This is a genomic window from Skermanella sp. TT6 (assembly GCF_016653635.2).
GTDB classification, from domain to species: domain Bacteria; phylum Pseudomonadota; class Alphaproteobacteria; order Azospirillales; family Azospirillaceae; genus Skermanella; species Skermanella cutis.
In genome coordinates this window covers 4,118,506-4,139,666 of sequence record NZ_CP067420.1, presented here as the reverse complement: position 1 = coordinate 4,139,666, position 21,161 = coordinate 4,118,506, and the positions used below count along the sequence as shown (strand labels likewise).

At 68.0% G+C, this 21,161-nt stretch carries 19 protein-coding genes, 2 tRNA genes and 1 riboswitch; of the genes, 8 read left to right on the top strand and 13 right to left on the bottom strand.

The annotated features are described in order from the left end of the window. Positions 1–35: 35 nt before the first annotated feature. A complete protein-coding gene (locus IGS68_RS19305; protein ID WP_247880978.1) occupies positions 36–857 on the top strand; it encodes a cell envelope integrity EipB family protein in 822 nt (273 codons plus the stop codon). 10 nt (positions 858–867) lie between these two features. Here IGS68_RS19305 and IGS68_RS19300 read toward each other — a convergent pair whose 3' ends face one another. After that, a complete protein-coding gene (locus tag IGS68_RS19300) occupies positions 868–2,214 on the bottom strand; it encodes a DNA polymerase IV (RefSeq protein ID WP_201072738.1) in 1,347 nt (448 codons plus the stop codon). A gap of 351 nt (positions 2,215–2,565) precedes the next feature. Between IGS68_RS19300 and IGS68_RS19295 the strand changes: the two genes are divergently transcribed. Both IGS68_RS19295 and IGS68_RS19290 read left to right on the top strand, forming a co-directional pair. Further along, entirely contained in the window at positions 2,566–2,979 is a 414-nt protein-coding gene (locus IGS68_RS19295; protein ID WP_201072736.1) for a response regulator, read from the top strand. Between the two features lie 37 nt (positions 2,980–3,016). After that, the gene (locus IGS68_RS19290) at positions 3,017–4,420 is read left to right on the top strand and encodes a PleD family two-component system response regulator (protein WP_201072734.1); all 1,404 of its coding nucleotides are present in this window, start codon (positions 3,017–3,019) and stop codon (positions 4,418–4,420) included. A 132-nt stretch (positions 4,421–4,552) separates the two neighbouring features. Here IGS68_RS19290 and rpmG read toward each other — a convergent pair whose 3' ends face one another. The 9 genes from rpmG to IGS68_RS19245 all read right to left on the bottom strand — a co-directional run bounded on the left by rpmG (position 4,553) and on the right by IGS68_RS19245 (position 15,749). Next, a complete protein-coding gene (gene rpmG / locus IGS68_RS19285; protein ID WP_044426262.1) occupies positions 4,553–4,720 on the bottom strand; it encodes a 50S ribosomal protein L33 in 168 nt (55 codons plus the stop codon). Between the two features lie 135 nt (positions 4,721–4,855). Next, positions 4,856–6,427, bottom strand: coding sequence for a S41 family peptidase (locus IGS68_RS19280; protein WP_247880977.1), 1,572 nt, complete (start codon positions 6,425–6,427; stop codon positions 4,856–4,858). Further along, positions 6,403–6,798 (bottom strand): DUF983 domain-containing protein, encoded by a 396-nt coding sequence (locus tag IGS68_RS19275; protein WP_247880976.1) that lies wholly within the window; start codon positions 6,796–6,798, stop codon positions 6,403–6,405. The genes IGS68_RS19280 and IGS68_RS19275 overlap by 25 nt, the downstream gene beginning before the upstream one ends. Positions 6,799–6,849: 51 nt before the next feature. Next, a complete protein-coding gene (gene rnr / locus IGS68_RS19270; protein WP_201072732.1) occupies positions 6,850–9,072 on the bottom strand; it encodes a ribonuclease R in 2,223 nt (740 codons plus the stop codon). A gap of 47 nt (positions 9,073–9,119) precedes the next feature. Next, complete coding sequence (gene topA / locus IGS68_RS19265; RefSeq protein ID WP_201072730.1) at positions 9,120–11,966, bottom strand: type I DNA topoisomerase; 2,847 nt, start codon at positions 11,964–11,966, stop codon at positions 9,120–9,122. 43 nt (positions 11,967–12,009) lie between these two features. Continuing rightward, positions 12,010–13,137: a DNA-processing protein DprA gene (gene dprA / locus IGS68_RS19260; protein ID WP_201072728.1), complete on the bottom strand. Its 1,128-nt coding sequence runs from the start codon at positions 13,135–13,137 to the stop codon at positions 12,010–12,012. A gap of 79 nt (positions 13,138–13,216) precedes the next feature. Then, positions 13,217–14,188 (bottom strand): ABC transporter substrate-binding protein, encoded by a 972-nt coding sequence (locus tag IGS68_RS19255; RefSeq protein WP_201072721.1) that lies wholly within the window; start codon positions 14,186–14,188, stop codon positions 13,217–13,219. Positions 14,189–14,194: 6 nt separating this feature from the next. Further along, the gene (locus IGS68_RS19250; RefSeq protein ID WP_247880975.1) at positions 14,195–14,950 is read right to left on the bottom strand and encodes an ABC transporter permease; all 756 of its coding nucleotides are present in this window, start codon (positions 14,948–14,950) and stop codon (positions 14,195–14,197) included. Positions 14,951–14,981: 31 nt separating this feature from the next. Next, the gene (locus tag IGS68_RS19245; RefSeq protein ID WP_201072717.1) at positions 14,982–15,749 is read right to left on the bottom strand and encodes an ABC transporter ATP-binding protein; all 768 of its coding nucleotides are present in this window, start codon (positions 15,747–15,749) and stop codon (positions 14,982–14,984) included. Further along, a riboswitch (TPP riboswitch) is annotated at positions 15,742–15,850 on the bottom strand. (Overlaps the previous gene by 8 nt.) 109 nt (positions 15,851–15,959) lie before the next feature. Here IGS68_RS19245 and IGS68_RS19240 point away from each other — a divergent pair. Together IGS68_RS19240 and IGS68_RS19235 are read left to right on the top strand one after the other, a co-directional pair. Next, positions 15,960–17,111 (top strand): acetoin utilization protein AcuC, encoded by a 1,152-nt coding sequence (locus IGS68_RS19240; protein WP_201072715.1) that lies wholly within the window; start codon positions 15,960–15,962, stop codon positions 17,109–17,111. A gap of 59 nt (positions 17,112–17,170) precedes the next feature. Continuing rightward, the gene (locus IGS68_RS19235) at positions 17,171–17,644 is read left to right on the top strand and encodes a DUF192 domain-containing protein (protein ID WP_201072713.1); all 474 of its coding nucleotides are present in this window, start codon (positions 17,171–17,173) and stop codon (positions 17,642–17,644) included. 12 nt (positions 17,645–17,656) lie between these two features. On the opposite strand, the gene IGS68_RS19230 is transcribed toward IGS68_RS19235, so the two are convergent. Further along, positions 17,657–18,322, bottom strand: a complete 666-nt coding sequence (locus IGS68_RS19230; protein WP_247880974.1) for a class I SAM-dependent methyltransferase — start codon at positions 18,320–18,322, stop codon at positions 17,657–17,659. Between the two features lie 162 nt (positions 18,323–18,484). On the opposite strand from IGS68_RS19230, the gene IGS68_RS19225 reads away from it, so the two are divergent. The 3 genes from IGS68_RS19225 to IGS68_RS19215 all read left to right on the top strand — a co-directional run bounded on the left by IGS68_RS19225 (position 18,485) and on the right by IGS68_RS19215 (position 18,988). Next, positions 18,485–18,561 (top strand) — tRNA-Pro (locus IGS68_RS19225). 28 nt (positions 18,562–18,589) lie between these two features. After that, entirely contained in the window at positions 18,590–18,883 is a 294-nt protein-coding gene (locus IGS68_RS19220) for an ETC complex I subunit (RefSeq protein WP_201072711.1), read from the top strand. A gap of 28 nt (positions 18,884–18,911) precedes the next feature. Further along, positions 18,912–18,988: transfer RNA gene (locus tag IGS68_RS19215), tRNA-Arg, on the top strand. 140 nt (positions 18,989–19,128) lie between these two features. Here the strand turns inward: IGS68_RS19215 and IGS68_RS35635 are convergent. Then, positions 19,129–19,494 (bottom strand): recombinase family protein, encoded by a 366-nt coding sequence (locus IGS68_RS35635; RefSeq protein ID WP_247881396.1) that lies wholly within the window; start codon positions 19,492–19,494, stop codon positions 19,129–19,131. Between the two features lie 295 nt (positions 19,495–19,789). Next, entirely contained in the window at positions 19,790–21,010 is a 1,221-nt protein-coding gene (locus tag IGS68_RS19205) for an IS256 family transposase (protein ID WP_201072709.1), read from the bottom strand. Positions 21,011–21,161: the final 151 nt, after the last annotated feature.

The window sequence follows — 21,161 nt, the reverse complement described above, 5'->3', positions numbered from 1 at the left end:
CGTAAACCGCTGTAAACCAATTTGTGGTCGTCACCTTGAAATATTTCCGCCCCGCTGCCCGCGTCGCCTTCACGGCGTTGCTCGGCCTGCTGACCATCGTGCCGTCGGCGCTTCCCGCCCGAGCCGCCGTGGAGATCGCCCCGCACCGGGCGATCTACAAGATGTCGCTGGCCTCGGCGCGCAACAGCAGCACCGTGTCCGACGTCCGCGGCCAGATGATGTTCGAATGGGCGGATGCCTGCGACGGCTGGACCATCGAGCAGCGCTTCCAGCTGCGCTTCCAATATTCCGAGGGCGAGCAGGTCGACATGACGACCAACTACGCCACCTGGGAGTCGAAGGACGGCGAGTCCTATCGCTTCAACGTCCGCAAGCTGGTCAACGGCGAGCTGGACGAGGAGCTGCGCGGCACCGCCGAGGCCCATGGCGACCGTCCCGGCGTCGCCCGCTACGTCAAGCCGGAGGAGCAGGAGATCGAGCTGCCCGGCGGAACCCTGTTCCCCAGCATGCACACGATCCAGCTGCTGAAGCACGCGGCGGCCGGCGACAAGCTGTTCGGCACCACGGTTTTCGACGGCTCCGACACCGACGGGGCGACCGAGATCAGCGCCGCCCTGGGCCTGCGGACGCAATCGGCGCCGGACGGCAAATTCGACGCCAAGCTTGTCCACGGCGCCGTCTGGCCGGTCCGCATGGCGTTCTTCCCCGTGGACAGCGACGATGCCGCTCCCGAGTACGAGATGAGCCTGAAGCTGCTCGAGAACGGAGTCGCCCAGTCGATGCTGATCGACTACGGCGATTTCACGGTCGCCGCGGTGCTGGAGCAGATCGAGTCGATCCCGCGGCCGCGCTGCTGATCCTTCCCGTTCAGCGCCGTTTGCGGCGGGGCGGCATCGGCAGGCCGGGCAGCAGCGGGGTGGAGCGCGGAACGAATCCGCGCCCCTTGACGACGGCCCCGTCGCCCAGCCGGTCGCGGACCTGGTCCATCGCCCGCTCCACCTCGTTGCGGCGCATGCGGTCGGGGTCCAGCAGATCGGGCGGATCGGCGCGCCGGGCCTCGGCCAGGTCGGCGCAGCCGATGCCGATCAGGCGGTACCGGGTGCCGGTCGCCTCGCGTTCCAGCAAGGGCAGGGCCGCCTGGAAGATCGCGTCCGCCATCCGGGTCGGCGAGCCCAGCTTGCGGCTCCGCGTCACCTGGCGGAAATCGGCGGTCTTCAACTTCAGCACCACCGACCCGCCGGCGAGGTCCTGGGCCTTCAGCCGGCGGGCGACCGTCTCGCACAGGGGCCATAGCCGGTTGCTCAAGTCTTCCAGGTCGGCGATGTCCTGGCTGAAGGTGGTCTCCGCCGAGATGCTCTTGGTCTCCTCGTCCGGATCGACCGTGCGCAGGTCCTCGCCGCGGGCGAACCGGTAGAGGCGGCGGCCCATCACGCCGTAGCGCTTCATCAGGTGGTGCTCGTCGCGCTCGCGCAGTTCGGCGATGGTCCGGATGCCGTCCTGCTCCAGCTTGCGCTGCAGGGCGGCCCCGACGCCCCAGATCAGGCCGACCGGCTGGGGCGCCAGGAAGTCCAGCGCCTCGGCCCGCCCGATCGCCTTGAAGCCGCGCGGCTTGTCCAGGTCGCTCGCCACCTTGGCGAGGAACTTGTTGTAGCTGAGCCCGATGGAGGCGGTGATCCCGACCTCCGTCTCCAGCCGGCGCACCAGCCGGATCAGCGTCCGCGCCGGGCTTCCGCCGTGCAGCCGTTCCGTGCCGGTCAGGTCAAGGAAGGCCTCGTCGATCGACAGCGGCTGGACCAGCGGCGTCAGTTCCAGCATCCTGGCCCGGACCTCGCGGCCGACCGCCTGGTACTTCTTCATGTCGGGCGGCAGCACCACCGCGTGGGGACACAGCGACAGGGCCTTGAACATCGGCATCGCCGACCGTACCCCGTAGAGCCTGGCCACGTAGCAGCAGGCCGAGACGACGCCGCGCTGGCCGCCGCCGACGATCACCGGCAGGTCGGCCAGCTTGGGATCGTCCCGCTTCTCGACGCTGGCATAGAAGGCGTCGCAATCGATGTGCGCGATCGACAGCGCGTGGAGCTCTGGGTGGCGGGTAAGTCGCCGCGAGCCGCAGGCAGGGCATCTCACCGCTCCCGGCGCCGCCTCCTCGCCGCAGTCGCGGCACAGGCCGGGAACGGCCGTCCCGGACCGAATCAGGCGTTCAGCGCCCATCGCGTCGGATTCCATCGCATGGTCTCGAACCGGTCCTTCCTGATCCCGTCCGCGGCGCCGCCGCCCTGAAGTCACAGTACATGGACGCGTGCCGGGTTGCCGTGTAAGGTTGGCGCGGGTTGCAGCGCCGGGATCATGCCACGCCCGTGCCGCTGCTGTCCGTATAGATCGGTCGGCCTGCCATTCGGAATATGCGTTTCGTGCATCGAACATTCCTGCAACAACAGCGCGGTAACCACACCTTAACCTTCGCCTTCTAGAAGTGGATGAGGTGTGCGGCCACCGGCACGCCCGGCGCCACCGGCCGTGAGCCACGGCGGTGCCGGTTGTAAGAGGTCATGGAGAGTTATAATGTCTGCCGATCAAGCTTGGGACGATGTCAAGTCCGCCGACCCCGAGGGTGCCAAGCGGGTTCTGATCGTGGAAGACAACGAACTGAACATGAAGCTGTTTCATGACCTGCTCGAGGCCCACGGCTATGCGACTTTGCAGACCAAGGACGGGATGGAAGCGCTGAAGCTGGCGCGTCTCCACCGGCCCGACCTGATCCTGATGGACATCCAGCTTCCGGAGGTGTCCGGGCTGGAAGTGACCAAATGGATCAAGGAAGACGATGACCTCAAGGCGATTCCCATCATCGCGGTCACCGCGTTCGCCATGAAGGGCGATGAGGAGAAAATTCGCGAAGGAGGTTGCGAGGATTACATCGCCAAACCGATCTCCGTCGCTAAATTTCTCGAAACCGTTCAACGCTTCCTGAGCTGACGGGGCTCTCGTGGAAGCGGCCGGAAACTGAGGGGCCATGTCGGCGCGCGTTCTCGTAGTTGACGACGTTCTGCCCAACGTAAAGTTGCTGGCGGCGAAACTCACCCGCGAATATTTCGATGTGATAACGGCCTATAACGGGCCGGAGGCGCTCGAACGCATCAAGAAGGAATCTCCGGACATCGTCCTGCTGGACGTCATGATGCCGGGCATGGACGGATTCGAGGTGTGTGAACGCATCCGATCCGATCCGACCACCATGCATATCCCGGTGGTGATGATCACGGCGCTGTCCGACGCCTCCGACCGGGTGCGCGGACTGGAGGCGGGTGCCGACGATTTCCTGACCAAGCCGGTCAACGACATCGCGCTTTTCGCCCGGGTCCGGTCGCTCGTCCGGCTCAAGATGATGATGGACGAGTGGCGGCTGCGGGAATCGACCTCCGGCCAGTTCGGCATCCTCGACCAGGCGATGACCGTCCGCAACGAGACCGCGTCCGAAGCCCGGGTGCTGGTGGTCGAGGACAGCCCGATCGACCTGGAGAAGATCGCCGATACCTTGCGGCGGGACACCGACAGCGTGATCGCGGCGGAGACCTCCGCCCAGGCGCTGGAACTCGGCTTGGCCGAGGATTTCGAGCTGATCATCGTCAGCCTCACCCTGCTCAACGAGGATGCGCTCCGGCTCTGCTCCCTGCTGCGCAGCCATGAGCGTACCCGGCAGGCGCCGATCCTGCTGGTCGCCGACGAGGGCGACCTCGCCCGGGTCGCCAAGGGGCTGGAGCTGGGGGCCAACGACTACCTGCTCAAGCCGATCGACCGCAACGAACTGCTGGCCCGCGTCCGGACCCAGGTGCGGCGCAAGCGGTACCACGAGAAGCTCCGGCACAATTACGAGCAGAGCCTGTCCATGGCCCTGACCGACAGCCTGACCGGGGTTTTCAACCGCCGCTACGTCAACGCGCACCTGCCGCGCCTGATGGAGCGGAGCTGGGAGAGCCAGAAGCCCGTCGCCATCCTGATGTTCGACATAGACCACTTCAAGACCGTCAACGACACCTATGGCCACGGCGTCGGCGACGAGGTCCTGAAGGAGGTCGCGGGGCGCGCCAACCGGAACCTGCGCAACTTCGACTTGGTGGCGCGCTACGGCGGCGAGGAATTCATCGTCGTAATGCCCGACACCGACCGCGAGTCGGCCATTGCCGTCGCCGAGCGGCTGCGCCGGCGCGTCGGCGAGGACGTCTTCGCCGTCAGCGCCCCGGTGGGGGAGATCACGGTCACCATCAGCATCGGCATCTCCGTGGTGGACGGCGCCACGGACACCGCCGAGGCGATGCTGAAGCGGGCCGACGACGCGCTCTACCGCGCCAAGCGCTCCGGCCGCAACAAGACGGTCGCCGCCGGCGACGACGAGGCCCAGACCCCGATCCGGGCCTGACCGGTTGGTATAGTGAACTTGAGGTTCAGCGGGCGGGCGTTGGCGCCGACGAGGGATACCGGCTCCCGCCGGAACTGTAGAAACACGAAAGGCCGCCCAAGGGGCGGCCTTTTCGCTTCCGTTTGAAACGGATTACTTGATCTTCGCTTCCTTGAAAGCGACGTGCTGGCGCACGACCGGATCATACTTCCGGAACTCAAGCTTCTCCGTGGTCTTGCGGGGGTTCTTCTTCTTCACATAGAAGAAGCCGGTGCCAGCCGAGCTGACAAGCCGGATCAGAACGGTATTCTGTTTCGCCATAACTCTGGATCCCGTGTTCGTCCGCGATGCCCCAGGATCGCGTTGACCCGGTAGCACGACAAAGTGAGCGCGGAAGATACAAGGATGGCCGCCGGAGTCAAGTCCCGGGCCGGGAAACCCTCACGATTTCCGCCTTCAACGCTCCGCCAGCAGCGTCGTCGAAAGCTGGAGCGCGCGCTGGTAGAGCGCCTTGTCAGCCAGCAGCCGTTTCGCGACCCGCAGGTCCAGGTCGGCCTCGTGGGTCTTCCAGGGGCAGGCGTCGCGGAGCTGATGGAGCGCCGTCTCGTCGTCCGGGGCCGCCGAGCGCCAGCTCGCCAGCGTGCCGGGCATGCCGAGCCGGCCGTCCTGGAGCTGGCTGATCACGGCATCGGCGTCGCTGGAGTCCTTGCTGGTGCAGATCGTCGGCGTCACGCCCTGGCGGTGCAGCGTGTAGCCCGACGGGGCATAGATCCTCGACCAGGTCAGGAACAGCTCGCCGTCGTTGGGCAGACGCGTGACCGTCTGGACGCTGCCCTTGCCGAAGGACGAGGCGCCGACCACCACGGCGCGCCCGCTGTCCTGCAAGGCGGCCGCGACGATCTCCGACGCGGAGGCGGACCGGCCGTCCATCAGGACGACCAGCGGCAGGCCCTCGGTCTGGTCGTCATGGGTGGCGTCGAACTGCTGGATGCTGTCGGGATGCCGCCCGGCCGTCGTGATGATCCGCCCCTGGGGGATGAACAGGTCGGCGACGGCGACGGCTTGGTCCAGCAGGCCGCCGGGGTTGCCCCGCAGGTCCAGCACGAACCCGACCGCCTTGCGTCCCATCTGGGTCCGGGCGACGTCGATCGCCTCGCGCACGTTCAGGGAGGTGGCGGCGTTGAACCGCTCGATGGAGAGCACCGCCACGCCGTTGTCGATCGAGACGGCGACCGTATTGGGGATCACCCGCTCGCGCCGGAGCGGAACCCTGCGGCTTTGCCCGCCGGCGGCGGCCTCCACCGTGACCAGCACGAGGGTGCCCGACGGCCCGCGCAGGCGGTCGCGGACGTCCTGGAGGCTCATATAGCCCGTGAGGTCGCCGTCGATGGCGACGATGGCCTCGCCCGACTTCAGCCCGGCGCGGGCGGCCGGCGCGTGCCCGACCACTTCGCTGATGACGAACCGGCCGTCCTTCGCCTCCACCCCGACGCCGACGCCGCCATAGCCCTCGCGCTGGGCCCGCTCGTTGCCCGCCCGCTGGGCGCTGGTGTAACGGGAATAGCTGTCCAGGTCGGCCATGATCGCGTCGAACACGGTCTGGTAGATGTCCTCCGGCGATGCCTGGCGCAGGGGAGTGGAGCTGAGCCGCACCCGCTCGATCGCCTGCGCCGTGACGGCGGCCCAGCCGCCCGCGTCGTTCGCCGGGGGCGCCGTGAACTCGCCGACCGGATGGCCGTTGCTGGTGACCCGGACGGTGCTGGGCGAGCGGTCGACGGCGATGGCCGAGTCCATCTTGGACAGCCCGCGCAGGCCGTCGGTGGTCAGTTGCCCCATGTCGACGGGGTTCAGATAGATCTCCGCGATCCTGCCATAGCCTACGGCGAAGACCTGCTCGCCGATCTGCGGTGGCGGAGGCTGGGCCGCCAGCGAGGTCGGTTCGGCCGTGCATCCCGTGAGCAGCAGGATACCCATCAGCGCGCCGGAAAAACCGCGGCGCGGCCTCAGCTTTTCATGCGAAGTGCCCATTGCGCTCCGATTACGGCTCCCTTGATCGGCGGAAGCAAGGCCAGGGTCAGCAGCAGCGTCATCGGCACCCAGGTCGCCATGTGGACCCAGGGCTCCGGATGGAATTTCTGTTCCAGCAACAGCATGCCGGGAATCACCACGTGGCCCACCACGAAGATCGTGAAGTAGGGCGGCGCGTCGTCGGCGCGATAGGCGCTGGTCTCCAGCCCGCAATCGGGACAGTTCGGAACGACCGTAACGTACCGGGAAAACAGGTGGCTTTGGCCACATCCCGGGCAGCGGCGGCGGATGCCCCGCAGCAGCCCCGTCAGGAAGGAGCCTGGCGGCGGTTCGAGTTCCCTGGAATGCTGCATCTGGGGCGGTTCGTCCATGGAACAGAGTAATACCACGAATCGCGGTTTTTGCCAGTGGCGCGGGCGGCTTTACCGATCGCGCCGTTTGCCGCGGCTTTTCGGCTTGCCGGGGGATCCGCGCAGCCAGGGCAGGTCGGTGCCGTCGTCCTCCAGCAGGACGAAGAGCGTGCTGCCCAGCACCGGGTCGGCTTCGACCAGCTTGACCTTGACCGGGGCGCCCAGCCGATAGCTCCGGCCCGACCGGCGGCCGACCAGGGCGTGGCTGCGCTCCTGGTGCTCGTACTGGTCGTCCGGCAGCGAGCTGACCGGCACCAGCCCGTCGGCGCCGGTCTCGTCCAGCTCGACGAACAGGCCGAACCGGGTCACCCCGGTGATCCGTCCGCTGAAGGTGGCGCCGACCCGCTCGGCCAGGAACGCCGCCGTGAAGCGGTCCACGGCGTCGCGCTCCGCCAGCGCCGCCCGGCGTTCCGTGGAGGAGATGTGCTCCGCGATCTCCGTCATCCGGGCCGCCTCGGCGTCGTCCAGGCCGCCGGGACCGAGCCCGTAGGCCCGGATCAGCGCGCGGTGGACCACCAGGTCGGCATAGCGGCGGATCGGCGAGGTGAAATGGGCATAGCGCCGAAGCGCCAGGCCGAAATGGCCGATATTCTCGGGATCGTAGGAGGCCTGGGCCTGCGAGCGCAGGATCACCTCGCTGATCACCGCCGCTTCCGGCCTGCCGCGCACCCGGTCCAGGATGCCGGTGAAGTCGGACGGCTTCAGCGCGCCTTGGGCCAGCTTGTGGCCCATGCCGTGCAGGAACTCGCGCAGCGACTCCAGCTTGTCCATGGAGGGCTGGTCGTGGATCCGGTAGAGGCAGGGGGCTCCCCTGGCCTCCAGCGCCTCGGCCGCCGCGACGTTGGCGCAGATCATGAATTCCTCGATCAGCCGGTGGCTGTCGAGCCTCTTGCGCGGCGTGATCGCGACCACGCCGCCCCGCTCGTCCAGCCTGACCTGCCGCTCCGGCAGGTCCAGCTCCAGCGTCCCGCGGCGTTCCCGCGCCGCGTTCAGGGTCCGGAAGGCGCCGTACAGCGGCTCGATCACCGGTCCCAGGAGCGGCCCTGCGGCATCGTCCGGAGCGCCGTCGCGCGCCGCCTGGACCTGCTCGTAGGTAAGCCGCGCCGCCGAGCGCATCAGGCCGCGGACGAAGCGGTGGCGCGTCAGCTCGCCGCGCGCGTCGATCCACAGATGGACCGCCAGGCAGGCGCGGTCCTCCCCCGGCCGCAGCGAGCAGAGATCGTTGGACAGGGCCTCCGGCAGCATCGGCACGACCCGGTCGGGGAAATAGGCCGAGTTGCCGCGCTGGAACGCCGCCCGGTCGAGCGGCCGGCCGGGGCGGACATAGAAGGCGACGTCGGCGATCGCGACCAGCGCGTGCCAGCCGCCGGGCACCTCCGGATCGGGCTCGGCCCAGACCGCGTCGTCGAAGTCCCGCGCGTCGGCGCCGTCGATCGTCACCAGCGGGATGTCGCGCAGGTCGGTGCGCCCCTCCAGGGTCGGCGGCTCGGCGCGCCCGGCCTCCTCCAGCGCCGCCTCGCTGAAGACGGTGGGGAGGTCCTGGGAATGGATCGCGATCAGGCTGATCGAGCGCGGGTTCGCCATGTCGCCCAGCCGCTCGACCACCTTGGCCTGCTTCAGGCCGAACCGGCTGGACGGCAGGACCTCCGCCACCACCAGCTCGCCGTTCTCCGCGTCGCCCGAATGGGCCGGGGTGACCAGGAACTCAGCCCGCTGGCGCTTGTCGGTCGGGCGCAGCCGGGCCCCGTCGGGCGTCATCTCGTAGATGCCCAATACCCGCGCGGTGCCGTGCTTCTCCAGCTTGCGGATGGTCCGGCCGGCATAGACCCGGTCCTTCTGCCGGCTCAGCTGGGCCAGCACCCGGTCGCCGGGCAGCAGGGCAGGGTGGCCGCGCCGTTCCGGCTGCATGTAGATCTTCGGCGGCGGCTCGTCCGAGGTCCAGGCCACCGGGCGTGCCAGGACCTCGCCGTCGGTGTCGATCTCCACCACTTCGAGCACGCCGACCGCCGGCAGCGCCGCCGGCGGGGCGAGCCGCCTCGCCCTGTCGCGCTCGATCGCGCCCTCGCTCTCCAGGTCCCTCAGCAGCTCTTTCAGGGCGATGCGGTCGTCGCCCCGCAGCCTGAACTCCCGCGCGATCTCCCGCTTGCCGACCGGAACCGGGCTGTTGCGGATGAAGGCGAGGATTTCATCCCGTGACGGGAAAGCGGCGGGTTTCTTCTGGTTCTCTTCAGCCAAGGGAGTTCTGTTTTCTCCGTCAGGGAGGGGACGTGGTTACCGGCGGATCAATCGCCCGACGCGACGGCGCGGGCCTTCGGCTTCGCCGAGGTGGCTTTCGGGTCGGCTGCCTTAGAAGCGGCGGCCGGCTTCTTGGCCGGAGCCTTCTTCGGTGCCGCCTTGGCCGCCGGCTTCTTCGCCGGGGCCGCCTCGGCGTCCTTCGCTTTCTCCTCGGGAGCCGCCTTGGCGGCCTTGCCCTTCGCTGCAGGCACCTTGCCGGAGTCCTTGGCCGCCTTGGCGTCTAGCAGCTCGATCGCCTGCGCCAGCGTCAGCTCCTCGGCGTTGGGGACCATGGCCTTGGGCAGCGACGCCATCAGCTTGCCATGCTTCACATAGGGCCCGAACCGGCCGTTGTTGAGGCTGACCGGCTTGCCGTCGCGCGGATGGTCGCCAAGGGCGCGGCCGGGCACCTGGGCCGGTCCCTTCTTGGCTTCCGCCAGGAGCACGACCGCCCGGTTCAGGCCGATGGTCAGCACGTCGTCGTCCGGAGCCAGGGACTTGTAGGTCGATCCCAGCTTCAGGTAGGGACCGAACCGGCCGATGCCGGCCGTGATCATGTCCTTGGTCTCCGGGTGCGGCCCGACGTCGCGCGGCAGCGCCAGCAGCTTCAGCGCGGTCTCCAGGTCGATCTCGGTCGGCGACATGCCCTTGGGCAGGGAGACCCGCTTGGGTTTCTCCACCTCGGCCTTGGGCTTCGCCTTGGCCTTGCCTTTGGTCTTCTTGGCTCCGGCCTCGGGTTCCGGCTCGGGTGGCGGCGCCTCGACCGGCGGAGCCGCCTCGCGGCGCGGCCCAAGCTGGACATAGGCGCCGTACGGCCCGCGCCGCACGCTGACCGGCAAGCCGGTCTCCGGGTCGTCGCCCAGCTCGCGCGGCCCGTCGGCCAGGGCGTCCGCCTCCTCGTCGCCGGTCGCGACCGCCAGCGAACGGGTGTAGCGGCAGTCCGGATAGTTGGAGCAGCCGATGAAGGCGCCGTTCCGGCTCAGCTTCAGGCCGAGCCTGCCGGCGTGGCAGGACGGGCAGACGCGAGGGTCGGTGCCGTCCTTGGTCGTGTTGGGGAAGAAGTGCGGCCCCAGCTCCTTGTCGAGCTCGTCGATCACCTGGGTGATCGTCAGGTCCTTCGTGCCCTCCACCGCGGCGGAGAAAGCCTTCCAGAAGTCCCGCAGCACCGTCTTCCAGTCGAGCCTTCCGCCGGACACGTCGTCCAGCTTGGTCTCCAGGTCGGCGGTGAAGTTGTACTCGACGTAGCGCTCGAAGAAGCTGGTCAGGAACGCGGTCACCAGCCGGCCGCGGTCCTGCGGGACGAAGCGCCGCTTGTCCAGCTCGACATAGTCGCGGTCCTGGAGCACCTGCATGATGCTCGCATAGGTCGAGGGCCGGCCGATGCCCAGCTCCTCCAGCTTCTTCACCAGGCTCGCCTCGGTGTAGCGGGGCGGCGGCTGGGTGAAATGCTGCTCGGCATCGACGGCGCCGCGCTTCATGGCGTCGCCTTCCTTGACCGGCGGCAGCCGCGCCTCGGCCTCGTCCTCGGCGGCGGACTTCTCGTCCACCGAGTCGTCGCGCTCCTCCTGGTAGACCCGGAGGAAGCCGTCGAACAGCACGACCGAGCCGGTCGCCCGCAGCACCGCCTTGCCGTCCGACGACGCGATGTCCACCGCCACCTGGTCGAGCACGGCGCTTTCCATCTGCGAGGCGACGGTCCGCTTCCAGATCAGCTCGTAAAGACGCAGCTCGTCCCGCTCCAGCTGGTGGGCGACGTCGTCCGGCCGGCGCAGCAGGTCGGTCGGCCGGATCGCCTCGTGCGCCTCCTGGGCGTTCTTGGCGGCCGACTTGTAGATCCTGGGGCTGTCCGGCACGTAGTCGCCGCCGTACTGGGAGTCGATCAGCTCGCGCACCTGTCCGATCGCGTCGTTGGAAAGCTGGACGCCGTCGGTCCGCATATAGGTGATCAGGCCGACCGACTCGCCGCCGATATCGACGCCTTCGTAGAGCTTCTGGGCGACCCGCATGGTCCGGGTGGCGCCCATGCCCAGCTTGCGCGACGCCTCCTGCTGGAGGGTGGAGGTCGTGAAGGGCGGGTAGGGGTTCCGCTTGACCTGCTTGTGCTCGACCGAATGGACGGCGTAGCTCAGCGGCTTCAGCCGCTCGACCACCGCGTTCGCGGCGCCGGCCTCGCCCAGCGCGAACTTGTCCAGGCGCTTGCCGTCGAGCTGGGTCAGCCGCGCCTTGACCTGGGCGCCGCCGGCGGTCTGGAAGACGACCTCGATCGACCAGTATTCCTGCGGCCGGAAGACCTCGATCTCCGCCTCGCGCTCGCAGATCAGCCGCAGCGCCACGGATTGGACGCGCCCGGCCGACCGCGATCCCGGCAGCTTCCGCCACAGGACCGGTGAGAGGGTGAAGCCCACCAGATAGTCCAGCGCGCGGCGCGCCAGATAGGCCTCGATCAGCTCGCGGTTCAGGTCGCGCGGGCGCTTCATTGCGTCCAGGACGGCGCCCTTGGTGATCTCGTTGAAGGTGACCCGGCGGACATCGACCTTGTCCAGCAGCTTCGCCTCGCGCAGCACCTCCTGGACGTGCCAGGCGATCGCCTCCCCCTCGCGATCCGGGTCGGTCGCCAGGAAGACATGGTCCACGCCGCGGATGGCGCGCGAGATTTCGTCGACATGGCGCTTGGATCGGTCGCCCAGTTCCCAGGACATGGCGAAGTCTTCCTCGGGACGAACGGAGCCGTCCTTCGGCGGGAGATCCCGAATATGGCCGAAGCTGGCCAAAACGGTGAAGTCCGGACCAAGATACTTGTTGATCGTCTTCGCTTTGGCCGGGGATTCGACGATGACTAGATTGCTGCCAGACAAGCGAAATCCGCCTCTTGTTTGCGTTCGGTCACTTTTTCAGTTTTTATTGCTGAATCAGGACGACCTGATTTCCGGGCAGATGCTGAACCCGACCCGCAAGGTCGAGCTCAGTCAGCACGCTCCGTACTACCGACGCAGACAATTGGCACCCTCTGACCAGTTCGTCAACGGGGACCGGCGTATAACCCAGGCATTCCAGCAGCCGGTCGCGGATTTCCTCGAAGCTCGCATCATCCAGGTGCATGGGCTTCGCGGCGGAGAACAGGTCCGGCTCCCGCTCCCGCATTTTCGGCGCCTCGACTCCCGCGAAGGCCTGGATGATGTCGTCGGCGCTCTCGGCGAAACTGGCACCGGAGCGCAGCAGGTCGTTGGGTCCGCGCGAGCGCGGATCGAGCGGCGAGCCCGGCACCGCGAAGACCTCGCGGCCCTGTTCGCCCGCCGTCCGCGCGGTGATCAGCGATCCCGACTTGGGCGTCGCCTCGATGATGACCACGCCCAGGGACAGGCCGGAGATGATGCGGTTCCGCCGGGGGAAGTGCCGCGCCATGGGCTGGGTGCCCATCGGGCATTCGGCCACCACGGCGCCCTGCCCGGCGATCCGGGCGTAGAGCGCGGCGTTCTCCTCCGGGTAGATCACGTCGACGCCGCCGGCCACGACGGCGACGGTGCCGCTGTCCAGCGAGCCCAGGTGCGCGCTGGTGTCGATCCCGCGCGCCATGCCGGAGACGACGACGAACCCGGCCGCGCCCAGTTCGCGCGCCATGGTGTCGGCGAACCGCTTGCCGTTGGTCGAGGCGTTGCGGGCGCCGACCATGCCGATGCAGCGGCGGCCCAGCAGGTGGGCATGTCCCTTCACCGCGATCACCGGAGGCGCGTCCTCGATCATGGACAGCGGCAGGGGGTAGTCGGGCTCGCACGAGGCGATAAGCCGCACCTCCGCCTTCCGGGCCGCCGCGATCTCCCGCTCGGCCTCCGCCTTGGAGCAGATGCGCAGCGGCGCCGTGCGGCCTCCCCGCCGGGCGAGGTCGGGCAGCGCCTTCAGGGCCAGCGTGGCGGTGTCGTAGCGTTCCAGCAGACGGGCGAAGGTGACCGGGCCGACATTCTCGGTCCGGATCAGCCGCAGCCAGTCGATCCGCTCGGCATCGGAGAGTGCGCGTCTCAGTTGAGTCATGCCGCACGATACCGCAGCCGGCGGCATGATCAACGCCTGCCGCACACGCGCGCATGCGGCAAAATGGCAAAGACGGTCCTCAGCGAAGCTCGACCGCGTAGTCCGCCAGTCTCGGCACCTCCCCGATCAGCTCACGTTCCTTCAGGAACCGGGCGAACCGCTCGTATCGCCTCGCGTCCAGTGCCGCCGGGCTGTGGGCGAAGCGGGGCAGGGTGTCGCGCCAGGCGCGCCGGTTCAGCTCGTCGTCCAGTTCGGGGTTGGCCTTGACGAACAGCTTCCACGACTCGTCCGGATGGTTCATCAGGTACAGCGTGCCGCGCTCGACCGCGTCCAGGAAGCGGGGCAGGCGGGGGTCGGCGGCCTTCTCGCGGTTGGCGACGATGACCAGCTCGTCATAGGGCGGGACGCCGTGCTCCTCCGGATAGAAGGCGCGCCCGGCCTTGCCCTCGATGTCGAGCTGGTTCAGCTCGAAGTTCCGGTAGGCCCCGACCACCGCGTCGACCTGTCCCGACAGCAGCGCCGGCGACAGGCTGAAATTGACGTTGACCAGTTCCACGTCGGACAGCTTCAGCCCGGCGTTCTCCAGCATCGCGCCGAGCAGCGCGTCCTCCAGCCCGCCGACGGAGTATCCGACCTTGCGCCCCTTCAGGTCCGCGATCGACTTGACCGGCCCGTCCGCCAGCACGACCACCGTGTTCAGCGGCGTCGCGACCAGCGTGCCGATCCGGGTCAGCGGCAGGCCCTCGGCCGCCTGCATCTGGAGCTGCGGCTGGTACGAGATGGCGAGGTCGGCCCGGCCGGCGGCGACCAGCTTGGGCGGATCGTTCGGGTCGGCAGGCGCTATCATCTCGACCTCCAGCCCGGCGTCGCGGAAGTAGCCCATCTCCCGAGCCACGTACAGCGGCGCATGGTCCGGGTTCACGAACCAGTCCAGCAGGACCGTGAGCTTGTCCTGGGCCGATGCCGGCGCCGAGGCGGCGAGGCCGGCCGCCAGGACCAGCCCCGCCAGCCCGGCCTTCAGGATGGATCGGCGCGATGCTTCGGTACGCATGGGTGTTCAGTCCCTCTCTTCGTCTGGATTATTGTCGGGCTGCCACGGCAGGGCGCGGCGCAGCAGGGCGTCCACCGCGAAATAGAGCGCCACCGCGATGGCGGCCAAGGTCAGCAGGGCGGCGAACATCAGGTCCACCTGCATGCGCCCGTTGGCGTGCAGCATCAGGTATCCGAGGCCGGCCGAGGCTCCGACCCACTCGCCCACCACGGCGCCGATCGGCGCGACCGCCGTGGCGACCCGCAGGCCCGAGGCGAAGGCTGGCAATGCTGCCGGCAGGCGGATCCGCACCAGCGTGCTCCAGCGCGACCCGCCCATGGTCCGCGCCAGGTCCAGCCAGCCCGGCTCGGTCCGGCGCAGCCCGTCGAAGAAGGCCGAAGTGACCGGGAAATAGATGATCAGGGTCGCCATGGCGACCTTGGACGCCATGCCGTAGCCCAGCCACAGCACCAGCAGCGGCGCCAGCGCGAACACCGGGATCGCCTGGCTGAACACCAGCACCGGCATCAGCCAGCGCCGCGCCGGCCGGAAATAGCTGAGCGTCAGCGCCGTGGCGGCGCCCAGCACGACGCCGAGCGCCAGCCCGCCCAGGATCTCGCCGATCGTGAACAGGGCGTGGTAGCCGATCAGGCCGGCCCGCTCCCACAGCGCCATCGCCACCCGCGCCGGATCGGGCAGGATGAAGCGCGGCACGCCGGTCGCCCAGACCAGCGCCTGCCACGCGGCGATCAGGACCGCCGCGGTCACCAGGGGGCGCACCATGGGCCGTACCGCCCGCATCATACTGCCCGCATCATGATGACAGCCGCCGCAGCAGCTCGGCCTGGCGGACCAGAAGCGCCGGATCGTCGGCCGGCCGCGGCGGCGAACCCTCGGGCGAGATCGCCGGACCGATCTCCGCCGGCTGCCCCGCCATCACATGGATCCGGTGCCCGATGCGCAGCGCCTCCAGCGGGTCGTGGGTGACCAGAAGCACCGTCCTGCCCGCCAGCAGCCCGGCCGCCAGTTCCTGGAGCCTCAGGCGGGTGATCGCGTCCAGGGCCGAAAACGGCTCGTCCATCAGCACGACGGGACGGTCCTCCATCAGGGTGCGGGCCAGGGCCACCCGCTGGCGCATGCCGCCCGACAGCTCGGCCGGCCGGGCTTGCAGCCGGTCGCCCAGCCCGACCGCGTCGAGCAGCCCGCGCGCCCGGTCCACCAGGGCGGCGCCCACCGCCTCGCCGCGCAGCCTCGGCCCCAGCAATACATTGTCCAGCGCGCCCAGCCAGGGCAGCAGCAGGTCCTGCTGCGCCATGTAGGCGACCCGGCCGTCCAGCGGCTTCCCGTCCTCCGCCGCCAGGACCGTGGGCGGCTCCGGATCGGCCAGCCCGGCGATCAGCCGAAGCAACGTGGTCTTGCCGACGCCGCTCGGCCCCAGCAGGCAGGTGCAGCGACCGCCTTCGAGCTCGAAATCCAGGCCGTCGAACAGCCGCACGCCGCCATAGGTCAGGCGGGCCCGCTCAATCCTTACGCCGATGCTGGGAAGACGGGCCGACTCGGTCGGCCGCACGAGGTCGTGCATGGGTCACTGATCCCTACGCCGGTATCAACCGGATCAGGTTCCAGGGGTCGTCCCGCGTCTTGGGACCTCTCAGCCGACCATCGGCTCCCCCCAGTGAGGTTGGACGGACTATTGCAAGTCCATGACGCCCTGGCAAGGCGCCTGCATACCGAATACGCAGATAAACGCACGGAGTTGACGAAACCCGGGGAGCGGCCTAGGTCAGCTTCCATGCTGAACCAGTCCCAGCCCGCCCAGTCTCAGTTCGCCCAGTCCCAGCCCATCGGTCCGCTCTTCATCGGAAGCGAGATCTACCGGGCCTCCACCTATGGCAAGAAGCACCCGCTCGCGATCCCGCGGGTCTCCACCGCGATCGATCTTTCCCGTGCCATGGGGTGGCTGGACCACCGGGCCTACCTGGACAGCCCCAGGGCGACGCCCGACCAGCTCGCCCGTTTCCACGATCGCTCATATATAGAGACGGTCCGCCGGGCCGAGGCGGAGCAGCGGCTCGATCCGGAGGCGCGCGACCGCTACAATATCGGCCGGCTGGAGAACCCGATCTTCCCCGAGGTCTTCCGCCGCCCCGCCACGGCGTCGGGCGGATCGATCCTGGCCGGCCGGCTGCTCGCCGAGCACGAGGGGGTGATCTACAACCCCGCGGGCGGGACCCACCATGGCCTGCGCGACCGGGCCAGCGGCTTCTGCTACTTCAACGACCCTGTGCTCGCGATCCTGACCATGCTCGACGGCGGGTTGCGGCGGGTCTATTACGCGGACCTGGACGCCCACCACGGCGACGGGGTGGAATATGCCTTCGCCGACGACGACCGGGTGCTGACCGTGTCGGTCCACGAGGGCACCCGCTGGCCCTTCACCGGCAAGGTCGGGGACCGGGCCGGCGGCATGGCCCGCAACCTGCCGGTCCCGGTGGAATTCAACGATTCCGAGCTGGACTACATCCTGGAGAACGCCCTGATGCCGCTGGGCCGGGGCTTCACCCCCGACGCCGTGGTGATCCAGTGCGGCGCCGACGCCCTGGCCGACGACCCGCTGAGCCGGCTGGAACTGTCCAACCGCGCCCTGTGGAACGCGGTCCGATCGCTTGCGACCCTGGCGCCTCGGGTCCTGGTGCTGGGCGGCGGCGGCTACAATCCGTGGTCGGTCGGCCGCTGCTGGACCGGCGTCTGGGCCACCCTCAACGGCATCGACCCGGACGTCCCGGTGACCCAGGACGCCGAGGAGGTGCTGCGCGCCCTGACCTGGAGCCGCCGCCAGGGCCAGAACCCGCCGGAACACTGGTTCACCACCATCGCCGACGCCCCGAGGCCCGGCCCGGTGCGCGACGAGATCCGGCAGGTCGTGGACGCCGTCATGTCCTGACGCTACAGGATTCGCCCAAATGCTTTACATATGGGGCGGGCTCCTGTAGCGACTGGACCATGGCTGCCGCGATCATCCGAACCTTCACCCTCGTCCTGCTGCTGGTTGCGGCCGGTCTGGGTCCCGTGTCCGCCGCGGAGACGTTCCGCACCGACCGCCTGACCATCGAGACCGCGTCGGGCGGAAAGTATCCCTTCGCGATCGAGGTCGCCGAGACTCCGCGCCAGATGGCGCAGGGGCTGATGTTCCGCGAGACCATGGCGCCCGACGCCGGCATGCTGTTCGTCCTGCCGCAACTCCAGACCATGTCCATGTGGATGAAGAACACCTTCATCCCGCTCGACATGGTGTTCATCGGCGCCGACGGCCGGATCGTCAACATCCACGAGAACGCGGTGCCCCAGTCGCTGGACACCATCAGTTCCGCGGGCCAGGTCAAGGGCGTGCTGGAGATCAACGGCGGCATGGCCGCCCGGCTGGGCATCCGTGCCGGCGACCGGGTGGTCCACCCGGCCTTCCAGCAACAGGGCTGACCGGGCTGACCCTCAGGGGCGCTTGCGCGCCAAGGTCAGCCCGTCGCCCAGCGGCAGCAGCACCTGTGTCACCCGCTCGTCGGCATGGACGAAGGCGTTGAACGCCCGGAACGTCTCGGTCTTGGGCTTGGTCGCTTCCGGATCGGCGACCGTGCCGCGCCACAGCGTGTTGTCGATGGCGATCACGCCGCCCGGCCGCACGAGGGTCAGCGCCTGCTCGTAATAGGTGGGGTAAAGTTCCTTGTCCGCGTCGATCAGCGCGAAGTCGAAGCTGCCCGCCGCTCCCTCGCCGATCAGGGCCGCGAGCGTCTCCGTCGCCGGGGCCAGCCGCAGGTCGATCTTGTCGGCGACCCCGGCCTCCGCCCAGTAGCGCCGCGCCACGTCGGTCCATTCCACGCTGACGTCGCAGGCGACCACCCGGCCTTCGGGCGGCAGCGCCAGGGCCGCCACCGTGGCGCTGTAGCCGGTGAACACGCCGATATCGAGCGTCCGCCGCGCCCGCAGCAGTTCCAGCACCAGGGTCAGCATCTGCCCTTCCTCCGGCGCTATCTGGTAATAGCCCTGGGTCAGGCTGGCCGTCTCGGCGCGCAGCCGGGTCAGCACCGGCGGCTCCCGCAGCGAATTGTCCAGGATGTACCGGTGGATCGCGGGCGGCAGGAACATGGATTGCTGGGTCACTCGGGATCCTCGTCTCGGGTCGATGTCTTGGGGCTGGGGCTGGCAGCCGAATGCCATGGCGCCCTGCATATGTCCATATGTCAAAGCTGCTGAACTTTCTTCCAGGGCCGCCGGGGGCAGTGGGTTGCTGAGTTTGCCTCGATGATGTATGTCACGCTCTGGCGGAGCGTAGCGCAGTCTGGTAGCGCATCTGCTTTGGGAGCAGAGGGTCCCGAGTTCGAATCTCGGCGCTCCGACCATATGCGGGAAGTCGTGGAGAAGCGAACCATGCAGGTGCGTATTTATCAGCCCAGCAAGTCGACCATGCAGTCCGGTCGCGGCAAGATGGGCGATTGGGTGCTGGAATACGAGATCGCGACCCCGCGGCGCGCCGAGCCCCTGATGGGCTGGATCTCGTCCGGCGACACCCTCAACCAGGTTCGCCTGAAGTTCCCGACCAAGGACGACGCCGTCGCCTTCGCCGAGCGCAAGGGCTGGGAATACATGGTCCAGGACGCCCACCAGCGCCGGGTCCGCCCGCGCAACTACGCCGACAATTTCCGCCCCGACCGCGTCCGCTGAGGACGCGCGGGGCGCCAGCTTCCCTCAAGCGCCCTTAGCTCAGCTGGATAGAGCACCCGCCTTCTAAGCGGACGGTCGCTGGTTCGAATCCAGCAGGGCGCGCCACTCTTTTCCTATTTATTTTCAGAAACATAGCCGATCATTTTTAGGTGTCTGGCGTGAGCCCTTTCGAGTATCGGGTAACACTCGGGTTACAAAGGCCTCGGAGCCATTAGGGTAATGCCTGCCGGTATCTGTGACAGGCATCATCCTTGCGGAATGGTACGCTGGGTGATCATCGCGATGGCCAGGATGTGGATGGTCAGGCGGTTGGCCTGGGGAAAGTCCGCCGCCACGAGGTCGATGTTGCTTTCCATCAGCTTGGAGATGAAGGCGACGTTGCGCGCCAGGCGGTCGAGCTTGGCGACCACCAGGGTGGCGCCGTACAGGCGGCACAGGCCGAGCGCCCGGTCCAGTCGTTGCGCTTGCCGCTCTCGACCTCGGTCACCTCGGCGGCCAGGGTCTAGCTCCCGCCGTTGAGAAAGGACTGGGCCGCTTCTCGCTGAGCCTCCAGCCCCAGACCGGAGCGGCCCTGCTTGTCGGTGCTGACCCGGTAGTAAACGATGAGCCAATCGACTGCTGTGATCCAAACCCTTGTTGCGTTCTCCTGCACGCTCGCTCGATGAAGAAAATGTAATGTGGGCTGTATATCGGGTAAGGAATACTTAAGACCGTTGCTACAACCAGCCGGATGCAACTCGGACGGCACCTCGACGACTCGGGTCAGCGTACCGACAATGAGCGGCGCCGTCGCCGGCGGCGGACCACGTCGTGCCGTTGGCGCTGGCGGCAGGGCGGGTCCCATGGGCCGGCAGCGCCGGTTACGGGACTATCGGGAATTTCGTGCTTGGCGGGGCGGGTTCAGTATCAGGCGGTCATCGCCTTTGCGAACCGGTCGCCGAAGATGACAGCCATCTGGGCTTTGGCGGCCGTCCATTCCCGGGGCGGCATCTTCCAGTCTTTCTCCGCGCGGTTCAAGACGAGAAACAGGAGCTTCAGCGCGGCCTCGTCATTGGGGAAATGCCCCCTGGCCCGGACCGCCCGGCGCAGCTTTGAGTTCAATGCTTCAATGGCATTGGTCGTGTAAAGGATACGCCGGACCTCGCGCGGGAAGGCAAAGAAGGGGATGACCTCCGGCCACGCCCGCCGCCAAGCCTTGCCGATGGCCGCGTATTTTTCGCCCCAAGGCCCGGTCTCAAAGGCGGTCAGAGCCATCTCGGCGGCCTTGTCGTCGACAGCGTCGTAGACCGTCTTCAGGGCGGCGGCGATAGCCTTGCGGTCCTTCCAGGACGCAAACTCCATGCTGTGGCGCAGCAGATGAACGACGCAAGTCTGAACAATCGTCTCCGGATAGGCAGCCGCGATCGCCTCGGGAAAGCCTTTCAGCCCATCGACAACGGCCAGCAGGATGTCCTCCACACCCCGGTTCTTCAACTCGTTCAGGACGCGCAGCCAGAACTTGGCGCCCTCGTTCTGTTCGATCCACAGGCCCAGCACCTCCTTGGCGCCGTCGGCCCGCACGCCGATGGCGACATGGATGGCCTTGTTGCGGACCAGACCTTCGTCGCGGATCTTGACCCGGATGGCATCCAGGAACACCAGGGGGTAGATCGCCTCCAGCGGCCGGTTCTGCCAGGCCGTCACCTCCTCGATCACCGCGTCCGTCACCGTGGAGATCAGGTCGGCCGACACCTCGATGCCATAGAGCTCCCGCAGGTGTCCCGTGATCTCCCGGGTTGACATGCCGCGTGCGTACATTGAGATGATCTTCTCGTCGAAGCCGGGGAAGCGCCGCTGGTATTTGCCGATCAGCGCCGGATCGAACGTCCCCGACCGATCGCGGGGAATGGACAGACCCATCGAGCCGCCATCGGTCAGCACCGTCTTGTGGCCGTAGCCGTTGCGACGGTTGCCGCTCTCATCTCCAGCCAGATGATGATCCAGCTCCGCCTTCAGCGCCCGCTCCGTCAGCGCCTTTTTCAGCTGGTCGAGCAGGCCGTTCTGGTCGAATGCCGTCTTCGCATCGGCTCCAGCCAGCAGCTGGTCAAGGATCGCGTCGGGAATAACAGGATCTTTGCGTCGGGCCATTCAGGGTCTCCTTCTGTTTCAGGATAACCCCGCCAAGCACGAAATTCCCGATAGTCCCCCGGTTACATCCAGAGAACCGGGAAGACTCCCGTATGATGCGCGCGGATGGGACTCCTTTATCCCATTGCCCATAATCAGGTCAATCCCTCAG